Raw genomic sequence first — 22,671 nt, forward strand, 5'->3', positions numbered from 1 at the left:
TCCTTTGTTCTGTCGTTTCTTTTTAATTGTAAAACAAAATCAAGTGATTGACTAGTCAAACTCGCCATTTTTCCTAAGAAAATCCGTTTTTGAAAAGAAGTTTTCCTGCGGACAAGCAAAGCTTATTCTTTTTTCTTGATCCAAGAAGTAGATAATGCCATTGCTGCACGCGTTGCCTTTGTCTGATCCATAGCATTTACCATGACAAAATCATGGATGATTCCTTGGAAGCGTACTTGTGTAACAGGAACCCCTGCATCACGAAGTTTGCGCGCATAAGCCTCACCTTCATCTCTTAATACATCCGCTTCTCCCGTTAAAATCATTGCTGAAGGAAGATCATTTAGTTCATTTATATTTGCTCTCAAAGGCGAAGCTGTGATTTCAGCACGCTCTTCTTCATTCGTCGTATATTGGTCCCAAAACCACATCATTCCTTCTCTTGTCAAAAAATAGTTTTCTCCGAATTCATGATAGGAATCTGTATCAAAATCAGCGTTTGTGACTGGATAATACAGCAATTGCTTGGATATTGGGAGGCCCTTTCGTTCTTTTGTTAAGATCGTCATGACTGTAGCCATGTTACCACCTACTGAATCTCCTGCAACGATTAGATTCTCGAGATCCAGATTTTTTGACTTGGCTAATTTATTCAGCTGTTGCAACACAGCATAATTTTGTTCAATTGCTGTTGGATATTTTGCTTCTGGTGATCGACTATATTCTGGAAAGACAACGACGGAATTCGTACGAACCGCAAGTTCTCTGATCAATTTATCATGGGTTTGAGCACTGCCAAAAACCCAGCCTGCTCCATGAATATAAAAAATAACTGGTAATTTATCCATATTCCCTTCTGGTCGTACGAGACGAATATTGAGTTTTCCCCATTCGCCAGTATCCACCATCAAGTCTTCAATATCGACGGAATATTTGTTCACAGGTGATTCTTGTACTTCTTCTAGTAAAGCTCTTCCTTCTTCCGGTGCTAGTTCATAGATACGCGGATGAGGCGCATTTGCATCACTGAATGCTACTGCTTCCTTTTCTAACGAGATACGATCAGTCATGACTTTTCCTCCCTGAGATTTAGTGTGAAGACTAAAATTACACCTCATATACTAGAGAGCATCACCGATATTGTCAAAGAATCCGTTTTCCCAAAAAATAAACAGAAAAGCCCAACATTGAACTTTTCTGTTTACTAATGGAATTTAAATTTTTATTTTTTATGCAACGGAAATTTTTCAGTTAATTCGCGTACACCTGTTTTGACTTCGTCTAGTTGAGCGTTATCATCTTTTGCTTGTAATGCTTTGACAACTAGTTCAGCCACTTTTACAGCATCTTCTTCTTTGAACCCGCGAGTAGTGATTGCTGGCGTGCCGATTCGAATACCGCTTGTTTTGAATGGACTTAGTGTTTCAAAAGGAATCGAGTTTTTATTTACAGTGATATTCACACTGTCCAAAATGCTCTCTGCTTCTTTTCCATTTATACCTAACTCGCGAACATCGATCAACATCAGATGATTATCTGTCGCCCCTGAAATGACTCTGGTTCCAATTGCTTGATTGAAAACTTTGACCATTGCTTTTGCATTGGCGATGATTTGTTCACTATATTCTTTAAATGCAGGATCTAATGCTTCTTTGAATGCTACTGCTTTACCCGCAATCACATGCTCTAGAGGGCCGCCTTGAATACCAGGAAATACCGCACTATTTATTTTTTTTGCTAATGCTTCATCGTTTGTCAAAATCATGCCGCCTCGAGGGCCACGCAATGTTTTATGAGTGGTAGTCGTTGTGATATCTGCATAAGGAACTGGATTAGGATGAAGTCCTGCTGCTACTAATCCTGCGATATGTGCCATATCTACCATCAGTTTTGCGCCTACTTCATCTGCGATTTCTCTGAATTTCGCAAAGTCGATCGTTCGTCCGTAAGCACTGGCACCTGCTACGATCAATTTTGGTTGATGTTTTCTAGCTAAAATACGTACCACATTATAATCAATAACTTCTGTTGTCGGATCAACACCGTAAGCAACAAAGTGATAGGTTTTGCCACTGAAGTTGACTGGTGATCCATGTGTTAGATGTCCGCCTGCGGAAAGATCCATTCCTAAGATCGTGTCCCCTGGTTCTACCAAAGCGAGATAAGCAGCCGTGTTGGCTTGAGAGCCGGAGTGAGGCTGGACGTTCGCAAATTTCGCTCCGAATAATTCTTTTGCACGGTCAATCGCTAAATTTTCAACGATATCGACAAATTCACACCCACCATAATAGCGATGCCCTGGATAACCTTCTGCGTATTTATTTGTCAAGATACTTCCTTGTGCAGCCATCACTGCTTCGGAGACAAAGTTTTCAGAGGCAATCAGCTCCAAATTATGTTCTTGTCTTTCTTCTTCTTTGGCGATCGCAGCCCAAAGATCAGGGTCAAACGTTTTGTAATCTACCACAAACAACAGCTCCTTTTTATTTTCCTACAATTTTATTTTTCCCATCAAAAACAAATTGCCAAATATTCGTATCTCTTCTATTACGATTAGTTACGCTTAGTTTTTCGTTCACTGATAGAAGATTTACTTGATAGCATTGTATCATACTAAAAGAATGCGACAATAACCAATTGATCATTTTTCAAAATAATTTTGTCCTGCTGCTTTTTTCAAGCGATTCATGTAAGCATTCCCCAATCCAGTTTCTGGATACACTTGTACAAAAATCAAATCTAATCCAAGTGTTGGTTCATCTAATCCTCTTAGACCTGCAAACAATCCTTTAGCCGCCGCTTCTACTGAGTTGTCGTTATACATATAAACAGCTGCAGTATCTGTCCGCACTTGATCCGCAATTTCGGGGCTTGCTATGACACCTGCACGGATCTTCTTATTTTTTGCCCATTGAACTGCAGTTGACCAATCGCCATCTCTGACCATCAGAACACGTGTATCGGGTGAGTAGTGTTTGTATTTCATCCCAGGGGCTTTTGGTGTTTCATTTTCTTTTACAAGATGCTGATCAATAGCAACAGGAGATTCGATGACTGCTTCGATTTGTTCTTTCGTTACTGCACCTGGTCGTAAAATCATAGGCATGGCTGTTGGATCACTTAAATCAAGAACAGTGGATTCTACACCAATTCGCGTAGCTCCATCATCAATAATCCCGGTAATTTTTCCTTGTAGATCATGATATACATGATCTGCAGTCGTTGGACTTGGTTTTCCCGACGTATTTGCACTTGGACCGACAAGCGGAACACCGGAAAGTTCGATTACTTCTAGTGTTTTTTTGTTATCCGGTATACGAAATGCAGCTGTGGATAATCCTCCCGTCACAACTGAGGGCAAAGTGTCTTTTTTGATCTTAAATATCAAAGTTAATGGTCCAGGCCAGAAGTTCTTCACAATCTTCTCTGCTGCCGGATGAAAGTTGTCCACATACTCTTTTACTTGTTCAAAAGAGGCGACATGGACGATTAATGGATTATCTTGCGGTCTCCCTTTTACAGAAAACACTTTCTTGACAGCGTTTGGTAAAAGAGCGTTGGCGCCCAATCCGTATACTGTTTCGGTAGGAAAAGCAACAAGTTCTCCTTCTTTCAGTGCTTCGGCTGCCTCTTGCAATTCTGTTTCATCATATCGTTTCGTTTCCACAGTTTATCCACAACCCCTTTTTCATACATTCTTATTTTGTCTGAGTTTATCCTCAAGTTTTCCACTGTTTGTGGATAATCTATTTGTCAATAGTGGATAAACTTGTTGATAAACCAAAAAGTCGTTTACATCCTTGTCAAATAAGTGTTTTTTTATAATAAAAAAACAAATAAAAAATTTTTCATCCACAACTTCAACCATAAACTTGGATCATTCGTTCATTGCCAAAAAGATCCTTTTTTATCGCCACTTTTTTATCTGGAAATGCTTGCTGAAATATTTTTTTTACTGCTTCACCTTGGCGAAATCCGATTTCTAAAAAAATCTTTCCATTTGATTTTAGTACGCTTGGTGCTTCAACTGCTATTTTTTCATAAATAGCTAATCCATCGTTCTCAGCAAAAAGGGCCATTTTAGGTTCGAATGACCGGACACTTTCATCCATCAGTTCCCATTCATTCCGACTGATGTACGGCGGATTAGAAATAATCACATCAAATTGCTGATCCATTACTGGTCCTAATGTATCTCCATGATAAAAACTGATTTTCGTTCCTTCTTTCTGAGCATTTTCTTTCGCTACTTCTAATGCTTCTTCTGAAAGATCCACAGCAGATACATGCCAATTTTTTCTTGCTGCTTTCAAACTAATAGCAATTGCTCCAGTCCCTGTCCCAATATCTATCACTTCTAACGGTACACCAGGCGTCTCGTCTAAACACCATTCGACTAACTCCTCTGTTTCTGGTCGAGGGATCAGTGTTGCTTCAGTTACCTTTAACCGATGATCATAAAAATCTGCATATCCTAGCAAATACTGAGGTGGATGATCTGCAAGCAGAAGTCGCAGATCGGTTTCGATCAACCGCTGTTCTTCTTCTGAAATCTCTTCGTTCATATGAAGGAGCCAATCAAGTTTTTTCCATTGTTTTCGTTCCAAAAATAAAAATTGGATACTATATGCTTCTTTCCCATGATCCTCTAAAAAAGAAGAAGCCCGTGACAGGACTTCTCGATAGGTCATTTTACCCATTTTGCATAGCTTCCAGTTTTGATGTTTGATCATACATGATCAATGCATCAACGATCTCATCTAATTTCCCTGCTAAAATCTGATCTAATTTTTGGATAGTTAATCCGATACGATGATCAGTCACACGATTTTGCGGGAAATTATACGTCCGGATCCGTTCTGAACGATCCCCAGTTCCGACTGCTGATTTTCGATTGGCATCATACTCGCTTTGTGCTTCTTGCTGGATCTTATCGTACACACGAGCACGCAAGATTTTCATTGCTTTTTCACGGTTCTTGATTTGAGAACGTTCATCTTGCATAGCAACAACGATCCCTGTTGGTAAGTGAGTCAAACGTACAGCAGATGCTGTTTTATTGACGTGCTGTCCGCCAGCACCTGAAGCATGATAGATATCTGTACGGATATCTTTGTCTTCAATATCGATCTCTACTTCTTCAGCTTCTGGCATCACGACAACTGTTGCGGTGGAAGTATGGATACGCCCTTGCGATTCAGTTGAAGGAACACGCTGGACGCGGTGCGCACCACTTTCATATTTTAATTTCGAATATACGTTGTCTCCGGTGATCATCATGATCACTTCTTTATATCCACCGATTCCGGTAACGTTAGCTTCCATCACTTCTGTTTTCCAGCCTTGTGCTTCAGCATACTTTTGGTACATATTGAAAAGATCGCCAGCGAATAATGCTGCTTCGTCTCCGCCTGCTGCTCCACGGATTTCCATGATGATATTTTTATCGTCATTTGGATCTTTTGGTAAAAGCAAGATCTTGATTTTTTCTTCTAAGACTTCTTTTTCTTTTTTTAATTCAGATAATTCTTCTTTTGCTAGTTCAGCCATTTCATCATCCAGTTTTTCACCAAGCAGTTCTTCTGTATCGGTGATTCCTTGTACTACTTCTTTATAACGACGATAAACTTCGACTGTTTCGCGCGTGTTTGCTTCTTCTTTTGAAAGCTGCATAAAACGCTTTGTATCAGAAATCACTTCTGGGTCACTTAAAAGTTCTCCAAGCTCTTCATAACGGTCTTCAATTGCTTGTAATTGATCGTACATGCTTATTCTCCTTCTGTAATCATTGATGGGTGAAAGTAATGTTTTCGACAAACGGGGTAATAAGCTTCATTTCCGCCAATTTGCACTTGATCGCCTTCATAAACAGGGTTTCCATCAATATAATGTAAATTCATGATTGCTTTTTTGTGGCAGAACCAACAGATTGTTTTCATTTCTTCGATTTTGTCTGCATAAAGCAATAAATATTTTGATCCTTCAAATAACTCGTTTCGAAAATCATTTTTCAAACCAAATGCCATAACCGGAATATCCAATTCGTCCACAATTCTCGTAAAAGCAATGACATGTTTCTTTTTTAAGAATTGCGCTTCATCGATCAGCACACAATAGGGTTTGCTTTCCATTTTCTGAATTACGTCAAATACGTCTGTTTCTTCAAATATCGGCATCGCATTACGTTTCAGTCCGATTCGGCTTGAAACAACGCCTAAACCATCTCTTGTATCAATACCGCTTGTCATTAAGACAACTGGCTTATTTTGTTCTTCATAATTATGTGCGACTTTTAGGATCTCGATCGTCTTGCCGCTATTCATTGCGCCATACTTAAAAAATAGTTGTGCCATGCTCTTTTTCACCTTCCAGTTTGTTCCTATGGTATTATACTTGATTTTCAGCATTTTTTACAGTGAGAATTTTCATCAAGCACAGATTAGTATTAAATCTATTGCTCACTTTTGTTCCAATTTTTTGACAAGAACTAAACATGGGTTCCATTCATCCCATAAATTTGGAAAAACTTCCAACCTTGAAAATCCTAATGATTCGTAGAAACAAATAGTTTGATCATATATAGAGTAGTGCCCCTCGTCTACAGTCTTCACTTGCAAATATTTGTAATGTTTTGCTGCGTAACCTTCTGCTTCTTTAAAAAGTTTTGTTCCTAATCCTTGGTGATGATAGTCTTTTTTTATTCCCATACAATAGAATAGATTTCGGCAGTATCTTCACTTGTCTGTGAAAGAGTGATAAAGCCTAAATATTCTTCTTTTCTTTTTTCACACCATAAAGGTAGTTTACTTGATTCCTCGATATATTTTTCCGTTGATTCAGGAAGCCCAAACCACTCAGGCAAGTCTAGTAATATTTCTCGGACACACTTTCCTTTTTCCTCTCTATCTTTTACAAACGATATCGGCATATTCTTTCTAGATTCTCCCTTTTTGAATTGAGTATAGCATGCTTTCTTTCTTTTCACGTGCTATAATAAGTTAAAATTTCAAAGTTTTACGTAAGGAGCTATTTGATGACAAAAAATATTTTTGATTCCATCGCTAACCATTATGATTCCCCTGACCGTCAAGCATTAGCCAAGATTATTCGCGAAGAACTAACTACTTATCTACCGCGCGACAGCCACCAAAAAGTCCTGCTGGATTACGGAGGCGGAACTGGGCTTGTTAGTTTACCGCTTGCGGAAAGATTCAAAGAACTGATCATTGCCGATGCTTCAGAAACTATGCTGAAAATGGCAGAAGAAAAGATCCAAGCAGCAGATCTGAAAAATGTCCGAACGATCCACGCTGATGCTTCTGTCGAATTTCCTGCTGTCCAAGCTAATCTCATCCTTCTATCACTTGTACTTTTACACATTCCTGATACGGAGAATATTCTTACAAAACTTTATGAAATTTTAGCTCCTGGCGGTCAATTGATCATCGTAGACTTTGACAAGAATGAACAAATTAGTCATCCGAAAGTCCATAATGGCTTTAGCCAAGAAGAATTGAATAATCGATTGGAAAAAACGGGCTTTGTCTCTGCTACTAGTCATACCTTCCATCGTGGGGAAAAGCTATTTATGAACAAAAACGCTTCGCTTTTCTTATCCATCAGCCAAAAAGCTTAAAATGAGATTGCAAAAAAAGTGAGCAACTCCAAGAAATAAGAAGGAATTTTCGGAAAAAGAAGCTGTGACAAAAAACATGTCACAGCTTCTTTTTATTTTTTCATCACATGATTTTAATTTCTGAAAGAGGCCAATAACGGAAAACAACTTTTCCTTGGATCATATCTTTGTCGACTAACCCAAACATTCGGCTGTCTTTTGAAATCAAGCGGTTATCGCCTAGAACAAGATACTTTCCTTTTGGCACAGTATATTCAAAGTCACTCGTAAAGGTGGATGAACTTTCTGCTTGTGCTTGGAATCCTGAGCTATAAGCATATTCTCCTTGTAACTTATCTTCTGAAAATTCTTTTTTGAACTCATCCAGATAAGGTTCATCATACTTTTTGCCATTAATGGTCAACTGGTCATTTTCCATCTTGACTGTATCTCCAGGCATACCGATGATCCGTTTAACAATCATCCGTTCTTCATCCCCCGGTTCCTTTGTAGTAATAATATCCATTCGTTCATAGTTTGAGATCTTAGATGAAATCAATCGTTGTCCATCACTTAATGTAGGGTCCATCGAATGCCCGTTTACAGTAACTGGTGTAAACACGTACACTCTAGCTAATAAAATAGCCGCTAATACAAGGATCAAAATCCCCCAATTTTTCAAAAATTCTTTCACAGCTTACCTCCTACTTGTATTTTCCTCGTTATTTATTACGTTTTTTCACAATACTTCGTTGTACTTTCTTTATTCTACAATGTTTATAAATGAAAGGAAAGAATAAGTGATGTGTTCGTCTTATCTTTCTCGTTATATAAAAAAGGAACGTGACAAAAGACGTGTCACATCCCCCTTATTCCGAATAAACGTTTTTATCGCAACCACTGATACACGGCGTTTCATCACATTATGAATGTCTTCTTCTTTGGCTACGACTATAAACCACTGGTTCTTCCTGCGACTGTGCCTTTTTTGCAATCAATTTCAGACGATAAGGCTCATGATAGCGTAACCCGTCTTTGACAAAATCACCGCCGACGATGAACAATCCGACAGGTTCCAATGTGTCTTCTGTTGAGTCAAGTCGAATGGTCCCTACTTTTTCCATGTCCGAGTAGCTTCGTCCAATATTTAGAACATACTCTTTCTCTCCTGTTTTCTTGACATAGTAATAAGGATACAATGTATTTCTATCGACCAGAAATCCATCCATGCGACCGAGTTCATTTGTTTTGATCTCACCATTTCCAATCAAATACCGCATATTCTCGGCTAATTTCAATTGATAATCTTCGTCATAAGAAACCATGACCTCTTGTGTATTCACTTTATCGATCGAATTTCCATTATCTATCGATTCTTCTGTCTGGATGTTGAACGCTTCATCAGGTAAATACTTCACAAAAAGCTGAGTGACATCGGCTTTCGTGTTTTTATCTAAAAAGTAATAAAATACATTTAAAACAGTAAAATAAACAAGCACTAGAAATGCAAGTCCATATAAGAAAAATTGAAGATAGTTTTGGTTTTGCCAAAGTCCATAAACAATTCTCAATAAATAAAGCGTGGGAATCACACTTAAAATCGTATATCCACGGTTAAGATATTTAGGACTGATGTCTAAATAGCCAAGGAATTTATGCACCCCGTTGATAAGGTCTAGTAAAAATGTCATTGAGAATCACCTGCTTGCTGGTTATACGTTTGGGTATTTCCTGAATCTTGGTTTTGCTGTGCTGTACGTGCTGCATCATCATTTTGCGTGTTATCATCTACAGTCGTACTGCTTGGTATCGTTTCGGAGCTAGCACTTGTATCCGGACTTGTACTTGGATTGGTTGAATCCGATGGAGTGCCATCTGGTACCGTATTACTTGTTTCGCTTGAGCTGTCAGTTGTATATGTCTCATCATACGACGAACTAGTTGTTGTATCGTCCCATGTACTTGTCGTAGTGGTTTCATTCAAACTTTCCGTTGTTGTTGGTTCAGATGTCGAGACTGAAGTAGTTGGTGTTGTTTCTTCTACAGTACTAGAACTTGAACTTGGTGCACGGTAGCTGGAACTATTCACAATACCTGTAGTAGTCGCGACAATCGTCGAGATTGTTAATACAGCGATTGGCTTCAAAATAGGTGCTACTTTTCGCATCTTATCTCTTCCTTCATTGAAATTTATTCTTGTTTCCTTACTTTACTACGGACAAATTATACAGTCTACCTTATTTCTACCATAAATTCTTTATTTTTTTCTTACGTTTTTCCGAAAGATTTCTTTAATTTTCCTCAAAAACTACGGTTGATGTTTTTAAGTAAGCTTTTGCTTCCCGATTGATTTCTTTCAGATCGCATCCTTGCTGCTTGGCAGCGAACACGCAACCACAATAACATTGGCGATAAATATCATACTCTTTGCACATTTGCAAAGAGCGTTCATAGCCTTTGTTTTTCTTGAAATCACTTGGCAAGTATTGTGTCCCGTAAATCTTTTGGATATCCATTCCGATCTGATTGATCAAAGCTGCATTTTTCTTTGGCGAGATGGTCAGGGCACTTCCAAAGTAATCGTATCCTAGTTCTTGCGCTTTTTGCGCAACAAGATCTAATCGCATATTGAAGCATGCACTGCAGCGAGCACCACCTTCTTTTTCGTTTTCAAGATGGTTTGTTAAAACCATTTTGGTGAATTCATTTGGACGGTATTCATCAACGATTAGCGCAACATGATGGTCAGTTTTCTCATTAAATTGGTCTACAAATCGTTTTTGTTCATGTAATCTTCGCAAATACTCACTTTTAGGATGAATATTCGAATTTGAAAAAAATAACGTGATCTCTGCATATTGAGACATGAATTCCAATGTGTGCGTACTGCAAGGAGCACAGCATGTATGTATTAATATCTTAGGCTTTACTTCTTCTTTCTCCCATTGCATGATCATTTTTTTCAGAACTGTATCATAATTTATTTTTTGATTTTTCATTTTTTCTACGATTTGTTGAGCATTAATCAATTTGTTATTCCTCCTCCTTCTTTTTTCTAGGATTTGCCTTATTATAAGCCATTTCTATTTTAATCGAAAGCTGTATTGTTATCTGTTTGATAATTTCTTTGAGTATTCCTAATTCCCCTTGTATACTGGTAGAAACGACTATTGTCAGGAGGATAGTACTGTGCATGTTGATTTATTCTTTCGAAGGCTGCAGCGGCGAGGACAGAAGTTTGCTGCCAATCATTTCTCATCGATCCAAATCATCGTTTTTTATTATATATTGATGACGGTCTTATCACTCGTTCTATTTTATATGCCGATTTTTCGCGAACCAGATAGCCATGTTTCTTTTGTGGACATGCTGTTCATGGCAATCAGTACAGTGAGTGTGACTGGACTATCGACTTTTGATATCAATTCTGTGTTCAATGATAACGGTATTATACTGCTGGAAATATTATTTCAAGTTGGTGGTTTGGGGATCATGATGATTTCTACTGCTTTTGTCATTTTTTCTAAACGACGGATCACACTGAAACAGCGACAGCTGATCATGACGGATATGAATCAACCGCGTTTGTCTGGTATCGTCCGACTGATTCGGATCACTTTTGCTATTTTAATCTGGTTTCAATTACTTTTTGGGACATTCTTTTCTATTTATTTTTATTACAGAGGCTATTTTGATCGTTGGCGTGATGCCGTTTTTTACGGTTTTTATCAGGCGATATCGGCTGTCACGAACTCTGGGTTTGACGTCACTGGGGATTCCATCAAGCCCTTTGCACATGACTATTTTTTCTTGATCCTGATCATGTTTTTGATTTTTGTCGGAGGAATTGGTTTTCCTGTATTGATGGAGTGCCGGGAATGGCTATTATACAAACGTTCCAATGCGAAGCTTCCGTTTCGTTTTTCCTTGTTTACCAAATTAGCTGTGTTAGCTTTTGTTATCTTGTTTGTTTCGGGAACTGTCTTGATTTATCTATTGGAAAAGGACCATTTATTCCAAGATTCCAATATGAGTGTCAAATGGATCAATTCGATGTTTTATTCGATTACGACTCGTAATGCTGGTCTGCAGATTCACGATTTGGGTGATTTTCAAATCACAACACTGATCATTTTTTCTTTACTGATGTTTATCGGATGCAGTCCTAGTTCTGTAGGCGGCGGGATTCGAACAACTACTGTAGCAATCATCGGTTTGTATCTATATTCCTTCCTCAAAAGTGAAGATAACATCAATATTTTTGGACGGAGAATCGATCAAGATGATGTGCGAAAATCAGTCGTTGTCTTTATGCTTTCTCTTGGTATGTGTTTCTTTTGTATCGTTTTTTTATCTGCTACAGAAGAACAAACGCTGATCTCGATCATCATCGAAGTAACTTCTGCGTTTGGAACAACTGGTTTATCTTTAGGGATTACCGGAGACTTGTCTGTTGTGGGCAAAATCACGATTGCTACACTGATGTTTATTGGGCGGATCGGAATGCTATATACATTGATGTTATTCGTGCCAAAAGAAACACGAGATCTAGGCTATGAATATCCAAGCGAGAAAATTATTATCGGTTAAAATGGGAATATAGGTAAGAGGGAATAATAAAATCACAGCAGCTTGAAACAATCATTTTGTTTCAAGCTGTTTTTTTGTTAAATCATGCGATTTTGTCCGATTTCATGCACTTTCAGCCGTAACCTTTTCTTAAGAATAAGAAAAGCAATTTAACCTTTTTTTCAACATATGGTATGATTAGTTGAATTTATTCGTCAGCAAATCGTTTTTGGAGGTTACATAATGGGAATACGCAGTCATTTTGCGATTGCAGTTGGAAAAACGTCGCAATGGGCATTAAAAACTTTTTTTAAAGGCGGATCAAGTTTACCAGGTAAACTAGCGCTGAAAGTCGATCCACATATACTAGATAGTTTGGCAAAAGACTACCAAGTCGTCGTTGTCACCGGAACAAACGGTAAAACATTGACTACCGCTTTAACAGTCAATATTTTGCGCCAGCAATTCGATGAAGTTCTAACCAACCCTACTGGTGCGAATATGGTACAGGGAATTGTATCGACTTTCTTGCAGGCAAAACCAAAAAAAGGACAGAAAAAGTTTGCTGTCCTAGAAATAGATGAAGCAAGTTTGAGCAAAGTCACAGAATATATGAAACCAGAACTGTTCTTATTTACAAATATTTTCCGTGATCAAATGGATCGGTATGGAGAAATCTATACGACCTATAAAATGATTGTAGACGGTGCCGCAAAGTCACCAAATGCAACGATTATCAGTAACGGTGATTCACCAATCTTCAATTCTATCGAAACAGTCAATCCTAGAAAATATTATGGCTTTGACCATGAAGAAGATCGTGAACAAATGGCTCATTACAATACAGACGGTGTCTTATGTCCAAATTGTCATCACATCTTGCATTATAAAATGATCACTTATGCAAACTTAGGGAAATATTACTGTCCAAATTGTGACTTCAAACGTCCTGAATTGGATTATCGATTAACTGATATGGTACGGATGGACAATGTGTCAGCAGATTTCGTGATCGATGGTCATGAATACGGAATCGAAGTTGGCGGTATGTATAATGTCTACAATGCTTTAGCAGCTACTGCAGTGGCAGAGTACTTCAATGTCGATCCTGATAAAATCAAACAAGGTTTAGGATATGACGAGAAAGTATTCGGCCGACAAGAAGTCATCAATATCAATGGGAAAAAATGTACATTAGTACTTGTCAAAAATCCTGTAGGTATCAATCAAGTAATCGATATGATTGGTCTAGCTCCTTATCCATTTTCTTTAGTGGCTTTATTAAATGCCAATTACGCAGACGGAATCGATGTCAGCTGGATTTGGGATGGTAATTTTGAAAACTTTGCCGATATGGATATCCCAGCTGTTATTTCTGGAGGAGACCGTCATACAGATATGACTTTACGTCTAAAAGTTGCCGGGATTCCAGAAAATAAATTGACAGAAACAAAAGAATTACCAGAAGTAATCGAAAAAATCAAAGAATTGCCAACTGAGCATGTCTATATTTTAGCTACTTACACTGCTGTATTGCAGCTTCGTAAAGAACTAGCTGCTCAAGGATTTATCAAAGGAGGAATGAACCGTGGCTAATTATGAACTCAATATCGCCCACCTTTATGGAAATTTGATGAACACATATGGTGATAACGGAAACCTTTTGATGTTGAAATATATAGCAGAAAAAATGGGGGTTTCTTGCCATACGGAGATCGTTAGTATACATGAACCTTTTGATGCTGATAAATATGACTTGGTTTTCTTTGGCGGTGGTCAAGACTTTGAGCAATTAATCATTTCAAAAGACATCCAGAAAAAGAAAGATTCTTTGATCAACTATATCGAAAATGATGGCGTCATGTTAGCCATTTGTGGTGGCTACCAATTGCTAGGTCACTACTACATGGGAGCTAATGGAGAAAAGATCCAAGGAATCAGTGCACTGGATCACTACACGTTAAGTCAGGAAAATAACCGGTTTATCGGTGATATCGTTATCCATAACGAAGAATTCAATGAAACTTATTATGGATTTGAAAACCACAATGGTCGGACTTTCTTAGGTGAAGGTGAACGACCTTTGGGGAAAGTGGTACAAGGTCAAGGAAATAATGGTGAAGACCAATCTGAAGGTGTCATTTACCGAAATGTCTTCGGTTCTTATTTCCATGGACCTATCCTTGCAAGAAATGAGAACCTGGCAGCTCGTTTGATCCGCCTAGCTTTAGAACAACGTTACGGTAAAGAATTGGATCTGCCCTATCTTGAAGGACAAACAGCCTAGTTATTCGAAAAAGGGGAATGTGACAAAAATTTCGTCACATTCCCCTTTTTCGTATCCTATTTTAAGCGACTTGCTTGGCATAACGGTTCACGTTTTGCTTGATATTCCCGATTGTTTTCGGATCATTGATTCCTGTGACTTCTTGAATCAATTGTTCCAAGTTTTCATGGATCTTCATTTCATGCAATTGACGGCTTTGTTCATCTTCAGGATCATAGTAATTAAAAATAATCCCCATTGTTGCCGTCAAATGTGGGCAAGTCAAGTTATGTTCTTGTAGTTCTCTCACTGGACGTGTAAATCTTTCTTGATAACCTAACTTACGTAATGGTGTCCGAGCGACACGTGTGATCGCATCAGAGATATTTTTGTTTTGGAAGCGATGAATGATTTTTTCAATATACGCATGATGCTGCTCTGCATCAAACCCCCATTTGGCAATCAGCAAACTTCCTGTTTCCTGCAAAACTGATTTTAATTGTGCCACAACTAACGCATCTTGCATTGCTTCATCAATGGTCTGGTAACCTAACAAGGCACCTGTATAAGCGACAGTCGCATGACCAGTATTGACACTAAATAGTTTGCGTTCGATATATGGTTCTAGATCATCTACATATAAAACCCCTTTTAATTGGATTTTTTTATTTTTTCTTTGGCTATCGTCAATGACCCATTCTTTGAAAGGTTCCACTTGGACGAATAAAGGATCTTCATGGTGTTGTAATGGGACGATTCGATCGACTGCTGCATTTGGAAAGCCGATATATTTGTCAGTAAATGATGTTTCCGGAAGATATTTATACACTTCTTTTTCTAGAAATGCTGAACCGCCAATCATATTTTCACAGGCAATGATATCTAAAGATGTTGTGCTTCCTTCCTTTTCTCTTTCTTGGATACCTTTTGCAATCAACTCAGCAATAAAAGGTAAGATATTCGGGCCAATGGCGGTAGTAACTAAATCTGCTTCAGCGATTTCTTGGATTACTTTTTCTGGATTTGTTTGATTGTTGATTCCTTTGACATTTTTTACAGTGATTTTTTCTTTTGATTCATCTGCTAATTCGATTTCGTATTCTTTTCTTTCATTTAAAGCATCAATGATCGTGTGATTCACATCTACGAAAGTAATCTCAAATCCATTAGCTGCCAAAACCTCTCCAATAAATCCTCGACCGATATTTCCTGCACCAAAATGTACTGCTCTCATTTTTCTCTCTCCTTAAGCAATTGCTAGATTTTCCGTTACTTCTTCTTTGCTGAGCGCGTCTGCTAGCTGGACAACATTGTCCATATCACTGCAATAAAGTGCGATTTGCTGTACAAGTTGCAAATGCTCATCTCCGACTCCTGCAATACCGAACAAAACAGTCGCAATCTTTTCTTCTTCTTCGGTACCAAAATCTACACCATCTGGTACTTGAACGACACAGATGCCGGATTTTTTCACATATTTTTTTGCTTCATCTGTTCCATGAGGAATCGCGATAAAATTCCCCATATAAACAGATAACATTTTGTCTCTATCTACCATGGCATCGATATATTCCTCATCAACGCACCCTGCTTCTACAAGCATCTGACCGCAATAGCGGATCGCTTCTTCTTTGGTTTTAAAAGATCGATTGAGCTCGATCATGTCGAATGGCAAACTTTGCATGCTGTTTTCCTCCCTTAAGCTGTCTGTTTCAAATATTGTGCAATCGATTCGTATTTTTGCGGATTGACCATGCTGTTGACTGATAAATGAATGGATTGAGGTGCAGCCATCTGTACTTTTTCCGCTAAACTTTCTTTGGCTACGATCAGTGAATCAGGTTCATCTTTTAAATCTTGGATATTGACTTTTCTTAACGGGATAGTTAAATGGTTCTTGTCTAATATATCTTTGAGCACGGTCATCCCCATTGTTGCTGATCCGGAACGATCATCGTGGACAAGTAGAATCTCTTTGATTTGTTTGATGTTTGCTGAAAGAAACTCTTCTGCTGGCTCATTCTCAATTTCAGAAACTGATGTTTTCTGCTTGCTGCTTAATTCTTGAATGATTTCATCATATCGAGGTGAATTCAAAAAGTTTTCTACTGAGACAAAACGCGCGCTCGGTGCTTTTTGTTTTGCTCTTTCTTGTAGTTCGACCTGAGTAACGATCAATGTATTCGAGTCATCTGTCAGTTGGCTGATTGCTTGATTGGTCACCGTTTGAGGCAAGTCTGCTTCCTGTACTTTTTTTCTCAAGATCGAAGCGCCCATCGCACTTGATCCCATTCCTGCATCACAAGCAAAAATGATTTTTTGTACGCCAGAGAATGTAGCTCCTTGAGGAATACCTTGGGCACCTTTGGAAGCTTGCTTAGCTGCCTTTGTCTCTTGAACAGATTTTTCGAAGTCTTCATTTGTATCTTTCGCATCCGCTTTCAAAATTACTGCAGAAATACCAAACGAAACAGCTGCGGCAACAATCACGCCCAAAATAACAGGAAGGTAAGAATTGAACGGTGTCATCGCTAGAATCGCAATGATCGACCCTGGAGAAGCTGGCGCTCTTAGTCCAGCATCCATCAATTGGAAAATGAAACTTCCTGACATTCCTCCGCCTATAACTGATAAGAATAATAACGGTTTCATCATAACGTAAGGAAAATAGATTTCATGGATCCCGCCTAAAAAGTGAATGATCATGGCTCCTGGTGCTGAAGATTTTGCTGCTCCTTTGCCAAACAAAGTAAAAGCAAGTAATACGCCAAGTCCTGGACCAGGATTTGCTTCAAGCAAGAATAGAATAGATTTTCCAGCCTCTGCTACTTGTTCAGTTCCCAATGGTGTCAAAATCCCATGATTGATTGCATTATTCAAAAATAAGATTTTTGCTGGTTCAATAAAAATACTTGTCAATGGAATCAAATGGGCAGATAAAATGATCTCTACACCTTTTGCCATTGCTTGAGTCAATGCATCGACAACTGGACCAATCGCAGAAAAACCTAATAACGCTAATCCAAAACCGATAAGACCTGCTGAAAAATTATTGACTAGCATTTCAAAACCGGATTTGATCCGTTTTTGGAATAGCTGATCAAATTTCTTGATGGCATATCCACCAAGAGGTCCCATGATCATCGCGCCTAGCATCATTGGAATATCTGTTCCGACAATCACACCCATCGTTGCAATTGCCCCAACAACTGATCCGCGGTCACCAGCAATTACTTTTCCGCCAGTATAACCGATCAATAAAGGAATCAGATAAGTTAGCATTGGGCTTACCATGGTAGCGAAAGCCTCATTTGGTAAATAACCATCTGGGATAAATAGAGCCGTTAATACACCCCAGGCAATCAGTGCTCCAATATTTGGCATGACCATGCTTGATAAAGTACTGCCTAATTTTTGTACCCTCGCTTTTAGCGAAATGTTGTTTTTGGGAATCGTCCGTTCCATTTTGTCTCTCCCTCTCTCCTTTTGATACTCTAATTGTATCCGCTTACTAAAAAGAGAAATAGTCGTACTTTGGCACGAAACTTTGTGCCAAAGGTTTGAGTATGTCAGCAAAATAAAAAGATTTCGGTATCAGAAAACTTCAATTTTAAATAAAACTGTTATTTTAATTTTTTTATAATATGCAAACAATAACTTTTGTTAGCATTTAATTTAGATGTTTTTCATTCTATTATGTTATTAAATTTTATATTGGAGGCCTATCTATGACATTACTGATCAAAAACATGAACATGAAACGTGGTAAAAAACGTGTGATTCGACAATTGAATCTTTTAGTAGAATCAGGAGAAGTAGCTGCTTTGATTGCCCCGAACGGATTTGGCAAAACAACTTTGCTGAATGGCATTGCCCAACTGCTGCCAACAACTTATGATCAATTGTCCCTTCACAACATCTCTCCTACTGCTTATACAGATTATCGCCGGTCTTTCTTTTTTCTAGAATCAACGAATCAGTTATCCGACTATCTATCGGCTGTTGATTATTTGACTTTGATCAAATACTATTGGCAGAGCAAAGTAGAATGCCAAACTGTTTTCCAACGATTGAAGATGACTGAGTACCTTACTTTGCCGATTGGAAAAATGTCTCTAGGAATGAAACAACATGTCTTGCTTGCTGCTTACTTGATCAGTGATTCATCTGTCATGTTATTCGATGAACCGTTGAACGGATTAGACCCAGGAAGTATTGATATCTTGAATAGCCTCATCAGACAATGGCAGAAAGAGGGGAAGACGATTCTTCTTTCTTCCCACGCTATCGCGAATATCCAATCGATTTGTTCTAAAGCATGTTTTCTAAAAAATGGAGAAATCGTCACAGAATCCTCAAATATGGAAGAGATTTTAGCTATTTATCGTAAATTATATGAGGTGTAACTATGTCTTTACTTACATTTGAACGCAATCTCTTACTAAAAAACAAAGTAAACTTTTTATTTCCTCTATTGTTGGTCGTGCTCTTTGCATTCCCACTTTTTTTTGATCATAAACTTGCTTATACAGAATTCGATGAACTGAATCATAACTATGAAGAGATGCAACGTTTGATTGAAACGTTGAAAGAAGATGAGAATGAGAAAGAATTTGTGGAAAGTTTAGAGAAAAGCAACAAACTGATCGAAGCAATCTTACATGCAAAAAACACAGGGAATGTCCAGCAAATGGTCGAAGCAACTTATCATTATGAAAAAGATATACTGGATCGACTGATTTCTGGTCAAAGACAAGGAATTCCAATCATTGAACAACAAAAACGTGTCGAGTTGCTCCGTTATATGAAAGAACATCAGATCCAAAGATATTCTATTTTTGACTTGCCAGCGCATCTCCCTTTAGCAAATTACTACGAAAATATTTTTTCAGGAATGATTTCTAGTTTTTTGATTTTATGTATAACCGCCTTGTTTCTTTCTTCCATCATCTCTTATGAAAAAAGAAAGCAGGTAATCTCTCTAGTCAATCTATTACCGGATAGTATGGTAAAGAAACATAGCATCCGTTTTACCATTTATTATGGTGCAGCTATGCTAAGTCTCGTGATGCCATTTTTGATCGTCTCTATACTAGTAATAATCAAAAATGGTTTGGGAGACTTCCGTTATCCTGTAGGAACGATCATTGGTCAGGAGATACGAATCCTTCCGATGTATGAGTATCTTTTCCAGAGCTTTCTGTTCCTGTTGTTGTGGGTGCTCTTTTTAAGTACAATCAGTTTTCTTCTATCTGCTTTATTTGAACATTCTCTAGTCAATCTTTTAGGTACACTTCTTTGTCTTTTCTTAGCAGAGTATCGCTTGTTTTCTTCGATTGGATGGATAGAATCAATCAGTCATTACTTGCCAACTTCTTATGTTGATTTTCAAAATGTGATCATAGGAGGAGATATTTTCTCGCCACTAGCTTCAGAACAGGTTACTTTCATGAATGGTATCTTGACACTTGGTATATGGAGTATCGTTTTATTATTCATAGGTATGGGCACTATCTATATAAAAAAGAGCTATTAAAACACAAAAATAATAGGGGCGGTGACAAAAACCTTGTCACCGTCCCCTATTTCAAATAAACGGTTTTCTAGAATAAATAGTTTTCAAAAGCTTGCATCCGCAGTAATAAGAACCTCCCAACAAAAATAGCTCCTCTTATTTTTATCTTGGTTGAAGTTATTACTTGATGCAAGGCAGCTTTTTTTACTGTGAACATTGGTTATATATGTCCATGTTCAAAAATCATTTGGACTTCTTCAATGGTTTCCGCATCACTGAGCGCCATTACTTGGTCGATGTCTGAACAGAAAAAGGCTAAATCTTGGAGCACCGCTAACTGATGTTCTTTTTTTAAAGCCACTACAAATAAGAGTGTCGCGATTTTTGGTTCCTCTTTTGTTCCAAAGTCCACACCATCAGGCACTTGGACTAAATAGATTCCTTCTTCTACTACTTCTTCATCTTTGTCAGTCCCATGTGGCAAGGCTACGAAATTCCCGATATAGACACTCGCTTTTTCTTGTCTTTCGATCATTGATTGGATATATGCCGGTTTGATTCCCCCTTGTTGGGTCATCCACTGGCCGATCTCGGTCAACGCTTCTTTCCAATTTTGATAGGATTGATCGAGCAATATTTTTTCTGCTGGTAGCTGTATCATCTTTTCACCTTCATTTCTTTATTTCTTCAATCAGGATTTTCGCTAACAACTGATAAACGATTTCTTTATTTCCTGAGCGGAAGATCTCGGTGTTCAAGTCATTCATGATGATTGCTCCACTGATCTTTCCTAAAAGAATCCCGTCTTTTTCTTGGATTGGCGAAGGCGCCAGCATAACTAACATACGGGACAAATCGACTGGCTGTCTATCCATCCCTTCAATGGTCAACGGATGTTTCAAATTGAAAATACAAAAGATCGGTTTAGAAATCAATGAGCTGGATGTATGGAATAACCCCATATTTGTATGAGGAATACCGATAGGTGCTTGTTCATATCGCTTAAGCAGCCGGCGATGAACCACCTCTTCATCCGTTACTAGTCCTTCAGGAAAATAAGGAAATAAGCTGCGAATCGTTTCGGAAATCGTCTCAGGATTATCCAGTTCTTGGATAAAAAAACGACCGAGTAATTGATTGATTTGATCCATGAAATGCATTGTTTCCTCATAAGTATCTTCTATCATCCACTCGTTATTGCTGTTATACGTAATTTTTTGCCTTTTTTTCTTCTCAATATGCGAAAAAGCTTCTTTTAGCTGCTTGACTTCATCTTCTAGCAGTAGCGGGGAGACTAAAATATATTTTCCACCGTATCCTGGTAAAATAGATGTAGAAATAACAACATCATATTCTTCTTGTAAATCGATTTTTTTTAAATCAGCAATCCGATAGAAATGAATTTGTTGGATGAAGGGAAAATACCTTTTCAATCGTAGTTCCAACATGCTAGTAGAAGCTAATCCACTTGGCGAAAATCCTGCAATACTGATATTGCTTTCTTTCGGACTTCGTTCCAATGAATTCGCAAAATGAAGGACCATATAAGCGATCTCTTCTTCGGATAATTTTTTTTCTTGAAAAATCCGCTCTACTGCTTTACGGATTGCATTCGCAACTTCCTCGTATTGAACCATGATTTTTTCTAAAATCGGATTGGTCAGTGTCTCTTCTTGTAAAACGGCTCTTGAAAACACACCAGATAAATGAGTCAACAGCATTTTGTACAAAGTTTCATCTTCATAAAAATGGACATTCGTCTCTTCACTTACTTCTTGAATCAGTTGTTTTACTAAATAAGCAAGCTGTGTATCGAACGTCTCTTCAAAGAAATTCTGATCAAATGAGTTCGTGAAGTCATTTAATAATCCTGCAAAAAAGACGATCTCATTTACTGGATAAAGTTGTTTTGTCTCAGAAGCGATCCGTGAAAACAATCGTTTAGCTGTCTGTAGTAATTCTTTGTTTGCCAGACTATTATATGTCTCATTTGTCAGTAAATGATTTTTAGTCACACGCTCCATCGTCAATGTCAGCATCAAAACCAAATGTTCAAGCTTTCTATCACTTAGATTGGTCTTTTTTTGGATCAATTCTTCCCCGATTACTTTGCGTGCAAGAGATAGATGTTGCGGATCAACGAATCGAAAAAAATAATTCAGTGATGCATCGAAAGAAATACTATGAAAAAGTTCATATTCATTGATTTCTAATTCTAATACATTTGCTGTCAGAAGCCGGCGGTATTTTTCCGGTCCTTCGATCTCGTATCCCTGGTTCCGAATGATTTCCAAAGGCAGTTGGCGAATACTTTCTTCCAACTGTTTGATATCTGCATAAAAAGTGGTATTACTGATGCGATATGATTCCATGAAATGAGCAAGACTCAACGGCTCTGTCGTCAGTAACAACTCGGCTAAAATCGCGTGTTGTCGTTTAGCAGTGGATAAGTCATTACTTTTCCCATCTGTATTTTCTTTTAATTGCTCTAATACTTCTTCTGATGCCTCAATGACAAATGAGCCTCTAGCTGCTTTTTTCAAAGAAGCATTTACCGATTTCAATGAGACTTCAAGATTATCTAATTCGCGGTAAATAGTCCGTTTACTGACCTTCAATAAATTCATCATTTTTTGGATAGATACAGGTGACGGGCTACTGAGAAATTCTGCTAATAATTGTTTTTCTCTGGGCGATAAATACATC

The 22,671-nt window shown here is 38.1% G+C and carries 24 protein-coding genes; 6 read left to right on the forward strand and 18 right to left on the reverse strand.

Annotated features, from left to right (window positions below):
• Window positions 1–122: 122 nt before the first annotated feature.
• The 9 genes from PYW34_RS10040 to PYW34_RS10080 form a co-directional block, all read right to left on the reverse strand.
• Window positions 123–1,070 (reverse strand): alpha/beta hydrolase, encoded by a 948-nt coding sequence (locus PYW34_RS10040; protein WP_002294097.1) that lies wholly within the window; start codon window positions 1,068–1,070, stop codon window positions 123–125.
• 152 nt (window positions 1,071–1,222) lie between these two features.
• Window positions 1,223–2,467 carry a serine hydroxymethyltransferase gene (glyA, locus tag PYW34_RS10045; RefSeq protein ID WP_002294099.1) on the reverse strand — a complete coding sequence of 415 codons (1,245 nt, stop codon included), beginning with the start codon at window positions 2,465–2,467 and terminating at the stop codon, window positions 1,223–1,225.
• Window positions 2,468–2,641: 174 nt separating this feature from the next.
• On the reverse strand, window positions 2,642–3,667 hold the full coding sequence (locus PYW34_RS10050; RefSeq protein ID WP_002294101.1) for an L-threonylcarbamoyladenylate synthase: 1,026 nt from the start codon (window positions 3,665–3,667) through the stop codon (window positions 2,642–2,644).
• Between the two features lie 21 nt (window positions 3,668–3,688).
• Window positions 3,689–3,868 carry a hypothetical protein gene (locus tag PYW34_RS10055; RefSeq protein ID WP_002300130.1) on the reverse strand — a complete coding sequence of 60 codons (180 nt, stop codon included), beginning with the start codon at window positions 3,866–3,868 and terminating at the stop codon, window positions 3,689–3,691.
• The gene (gene prmC / locus PYW34_RS10060; protein ID WP_002294103.1) at window positions 3,861–4,700 is read right to left on the reverse strand and encodes a peptide chain release factor N(5)-glutamine methyltransferase; all 840 of its coding nucleotides are present in this window, start codon (window positions 4,698–4,700) and stop codon (window positions 3,861–3,863) included. Before prmC ends, PYW34_RS10055 begins: the two co-directional genes overlap by 8 nt.
• Complete coding sequence (gene prfA / locus PYW34_RS10065; RefSeq protein WP_002289676.1) at window positions 4,693–5,766, reverse strand: peptide chain release factor 1; 1,074 nt, start codon at window positions 5,764–5,766, stop codon at window positions 4,693–4,695. The genes prmC and prfA overlap by 8 nt, the downstream gene beginning before the upstream one ends.
• Window positions 5,767–5,768: 2 nt before the next feature.
• Window positions 5,769–6,353, reverse strand: coding sequence for a thymidine kinase (locus PYW34_RS10070; RefSeq protein WP_002289675.1), 585 nt, complete (start codon window positions 6,351–6,353; stop codon window positions 5,769–5,771).
• 105 nt (window positions 6,354–6,458) lie between these two features.
• Entirely contained in the window at window positions 6,459–6,707 is a 249-nt protein-coding gene (locus PYW34_RS10075; RefSeq protein ID WP_002289674.1) for a GNAT family N-acetyltransferase, read from the reverse strand.
• Window positions 6,698–6,928 carry a hypothetical protein gene (locus tag PYW34_RS10080; protein WP_002294104.1) on the reverse strand — a complete coding sequence of 77 codons (231 nt, stop codon included), beginning with the start codon at window positions 6,926–6,928 and terminating at the stop codon, window positions 6,698–6,700. Before PYW34_RS10080 ends, PYW34_RS10075 begins: the two co-directional genes overlap by 10 nt.
• Window positions 6,929–7,033: 105 nt before the next feature.
• Between PYW34_RS10080 and PYW34_RS10085 the strand changes: the two genes are divergently transcribed.
• On the forward strand, window positions 7,034–7,636 hold the full coding sequence (locus PYW34_RS10085) for a class I SAM-dependent methyltransferase (RefSeq protein WP_002289673.1): 603 nt from the start codon (window positions 7,034–7,036) through the stop codon (window positions 7,634–7,636).
• Between the two features lie 103 nt (window positions 7,637–7,739).
• Here PYW34_RS10085 and lepB read toward each other — a convergent pair whose 3' ends face one another.
• From lepB to PYW34_RS10105, 4 genes are all read right to left on the reverse strand, one after another.
• Window positions 7,740–8,309, reverse strand: a complete 570-nt coding sequence (gene lepB / locus PYW34_RS10090; protein ID WP_002294105.1) for a signal peptidase I — start codon at window positions 8,307–8,309, stop codon at window positions 7,740–7,742.
• 229 nt (window positions 8,310–8,538) lie between these two features.
• Window positions 8,539–9,306, reverse strand: coding sequence for a DUF6681 family protein (locus tag PYW34_RS10095; RefSeq protein ID WP_002302142.1), 768 nt, complete (start codon window positions 9,304–9,306; stop codon window positions 8,539–8,541).
• Complete coding sequence (locus tag PYW34_RS10100) at window positions 9,303–9,782, reverse strand: hypothetical protein (RefSeq protein WP_002294107.1); 480 nt, start codon at window positions 9,780–9,782, stop codon at window positions 9,303–9,305. Before PYW34_RS10100 ends, PYW34_RS10095 begins: the two co-directional genes overlap by 4 nt.
• Window positions 9,783–9,906: 124 nt before the next feature.
• A complete protein-coding gene (locus tag PYW34_RS10105) occupies window positions 9,907–10,644 on the reverse strand; it encodes an epoxyqueuosine reductase QueH (protein ID WP_002287242.1) in 738 nt (245 codons plus the stop codon).
• A 160-nt stretch (window positions 10,645–10,804) separates the two neighbouring features.
• Between PYW34_RS10105 and PYW34_RS10110 the strand changes: the two genes are divergently transcribed.
• From PYW34_RS10110 to PYW34_RS10120, 3 genes are all read left to right on the forward strand, one after another.
• Window positions 10,805–12,205 (forward strand): TrkH family potassium uptake protein, encoded by a 1,401-nt coding sequence (locus PYW34_RS10110; protein WP_002287243.1) that lies wholly within the window; start codon window positions 10,805–10,807, stop codon window positions 12,203–12,205.
• Window positions 12,206–12,427: 222 nt separating this feature from the next.
• Window positions 12,428–13,780 (forward strand): Mur ligase family protein, encoded by a 1,353-nt coding sequence (locus tag PYW34_RS10115; protein WP_002287244.1) that lies wholly within the window; start codon window positions 12,428–12,430, stop codon window positions 13,778–13,780.
• Window positions 13,773–14,471, forward strand: a complete 699-nt coding sequence (locus PYW34_RS10120; RefSeq protein WP_002287245.1) for a type 1 glutamine amidotransferase — start codon at window positions 13,773–13,775, stop codon at window positions 14,469–14,471. The genes PYW34_RS10115 and PYW34_RS10120 overlap by 8 nt, the downstream gene beginning before the upstream one ends.
• Window positions 14,472–14,532: 61 nt before the next feature.
• Here PYW34_RS10120 and PYW34_RS10125 read toward each other — a convergent pair whose 3' ends face one another.
• Genes PYW34_RS10125 through PYW34_RS10135 form a run of 3 tightly spaced genes read right to left on the reverse strand, consistent with a single transcriptional unit; the run spans window position 14,533 to window position 17,915 of the window.
• The gene (locus PYW34_RS10125) at window positions 14,533–15,684 is read right to left on the reverse strand and encodes a mannitol-1-phosphate 5-dehydrogenase (protein ID WP_002287246.1); all 1,152 of its coding nucleotides are present in this window, start codon (window positions 15,682–15,684) and stop codon (window positions 14,533–14,535) included.
• Window positions 15,685–15,696: 12 nt separating this feature from the next.
• Window positions 15,697–16,134, reverse strand: coding sequence for a PTS sugar transporter subunit IIA (locus PYW34_RS10130; protein ID WP_002287247.1), 438 nt, complete (start codon window positions 16,132–16,134; stop codon window positions 15,697–15,699).
• Window positions 16,135–16,148: 14 nt separating this feature from the next.
• Window positions 16,149–17,915 carry a PTS mannitol-specific transporter subunit IIBC gene (locus PYW34_RS10135; RefSeq protein ID WP_002287250.1) on the reverse strand — a complete coding sequence of 589 codons (1,767 nt, stop codon included), beginning with the start codon at window positions 17,913–17,915 and terminating at the stop codon, window positions 16,149–16,151.
• Window positions 17,916–18,178: 263 nt separating this feature from the next.
• Between PYW34_RS10135 and PYW34_RS10140 the strand changes: the two genes are divergently transcribed.
• Both PYW34_RS10140 and PYW34_RS10145 read left to right on the forward strand, forming a co-directional pair.
• The gene (locus tag PYW34_RS10140; RefSeq protein ID WP_002287251.1) at window positions 18,179–18,856 is read left to right on the forward strand and encodes an ABC transporter ATP-binding protein; all 678 of its coding nucleotides are present in this window, start codon (window positions 18,179–18,181) and stop codon (window positions 18,854–18,856) included.
• A 2-nt stretch (window positions 18,857–18,858) separates the two neighbouring features.
• Complete coding sequence (locus tag PYW34_RS10145) at window positions 18,859–19,986, forward strand: ABC transporter permease (protein WP_002294108.1); 1,128 nt, start codon at window positions 18,859–18,861, stop codon at window positions 19,984–19,986.
• A gap of 199 nt (window positions 19,987–20,185) precedes the next feature.
• Here PYW34_RS10145 and PYW34_RS10150 read toward each other — a convergent pair whose 3' ends face one another.
• Together PYW34_RS10150 and PYW34_RS10155 are read right to left on the reverse strand one after the other, a co-directional pair.
• Window positions 20,186–20,626 (reverse strand): PTS sugar transporter subunit IIA, encoded by a 441-nt coding sequence (locus PYW34_RS10150; protein ID WP_002287254.1) that lies wholly within the window; start codon window positions 20,624–20,626, stop codon window positions 20,186–20,188.
• 10 nt (window positions 20,627–20,636) lie between these two features.
• Window positions 20,637–22,670 (reverse strand): BglG family transcription antiterminator, encoded by a 2,034-nt coding sequence (locus PYW34_RS10155; protein WP_002287256.1) that lies wholly within the window; start codon window positions 22,668–22,670, stop codon window positions 20,637–20,639.
• Window position 22,671 lies beyond the last annotated feature (1 nt).

Source organism: Enterococcus faecium (genome assembly GCF_029023785.1).
GTDB classification, from domain to species: domain Bacteria; phylum Bacillota; class Bacilli; order Lactobacillales; family Enterococcaceae; genus Enterococcus_B; species Enterococcus_B faecium.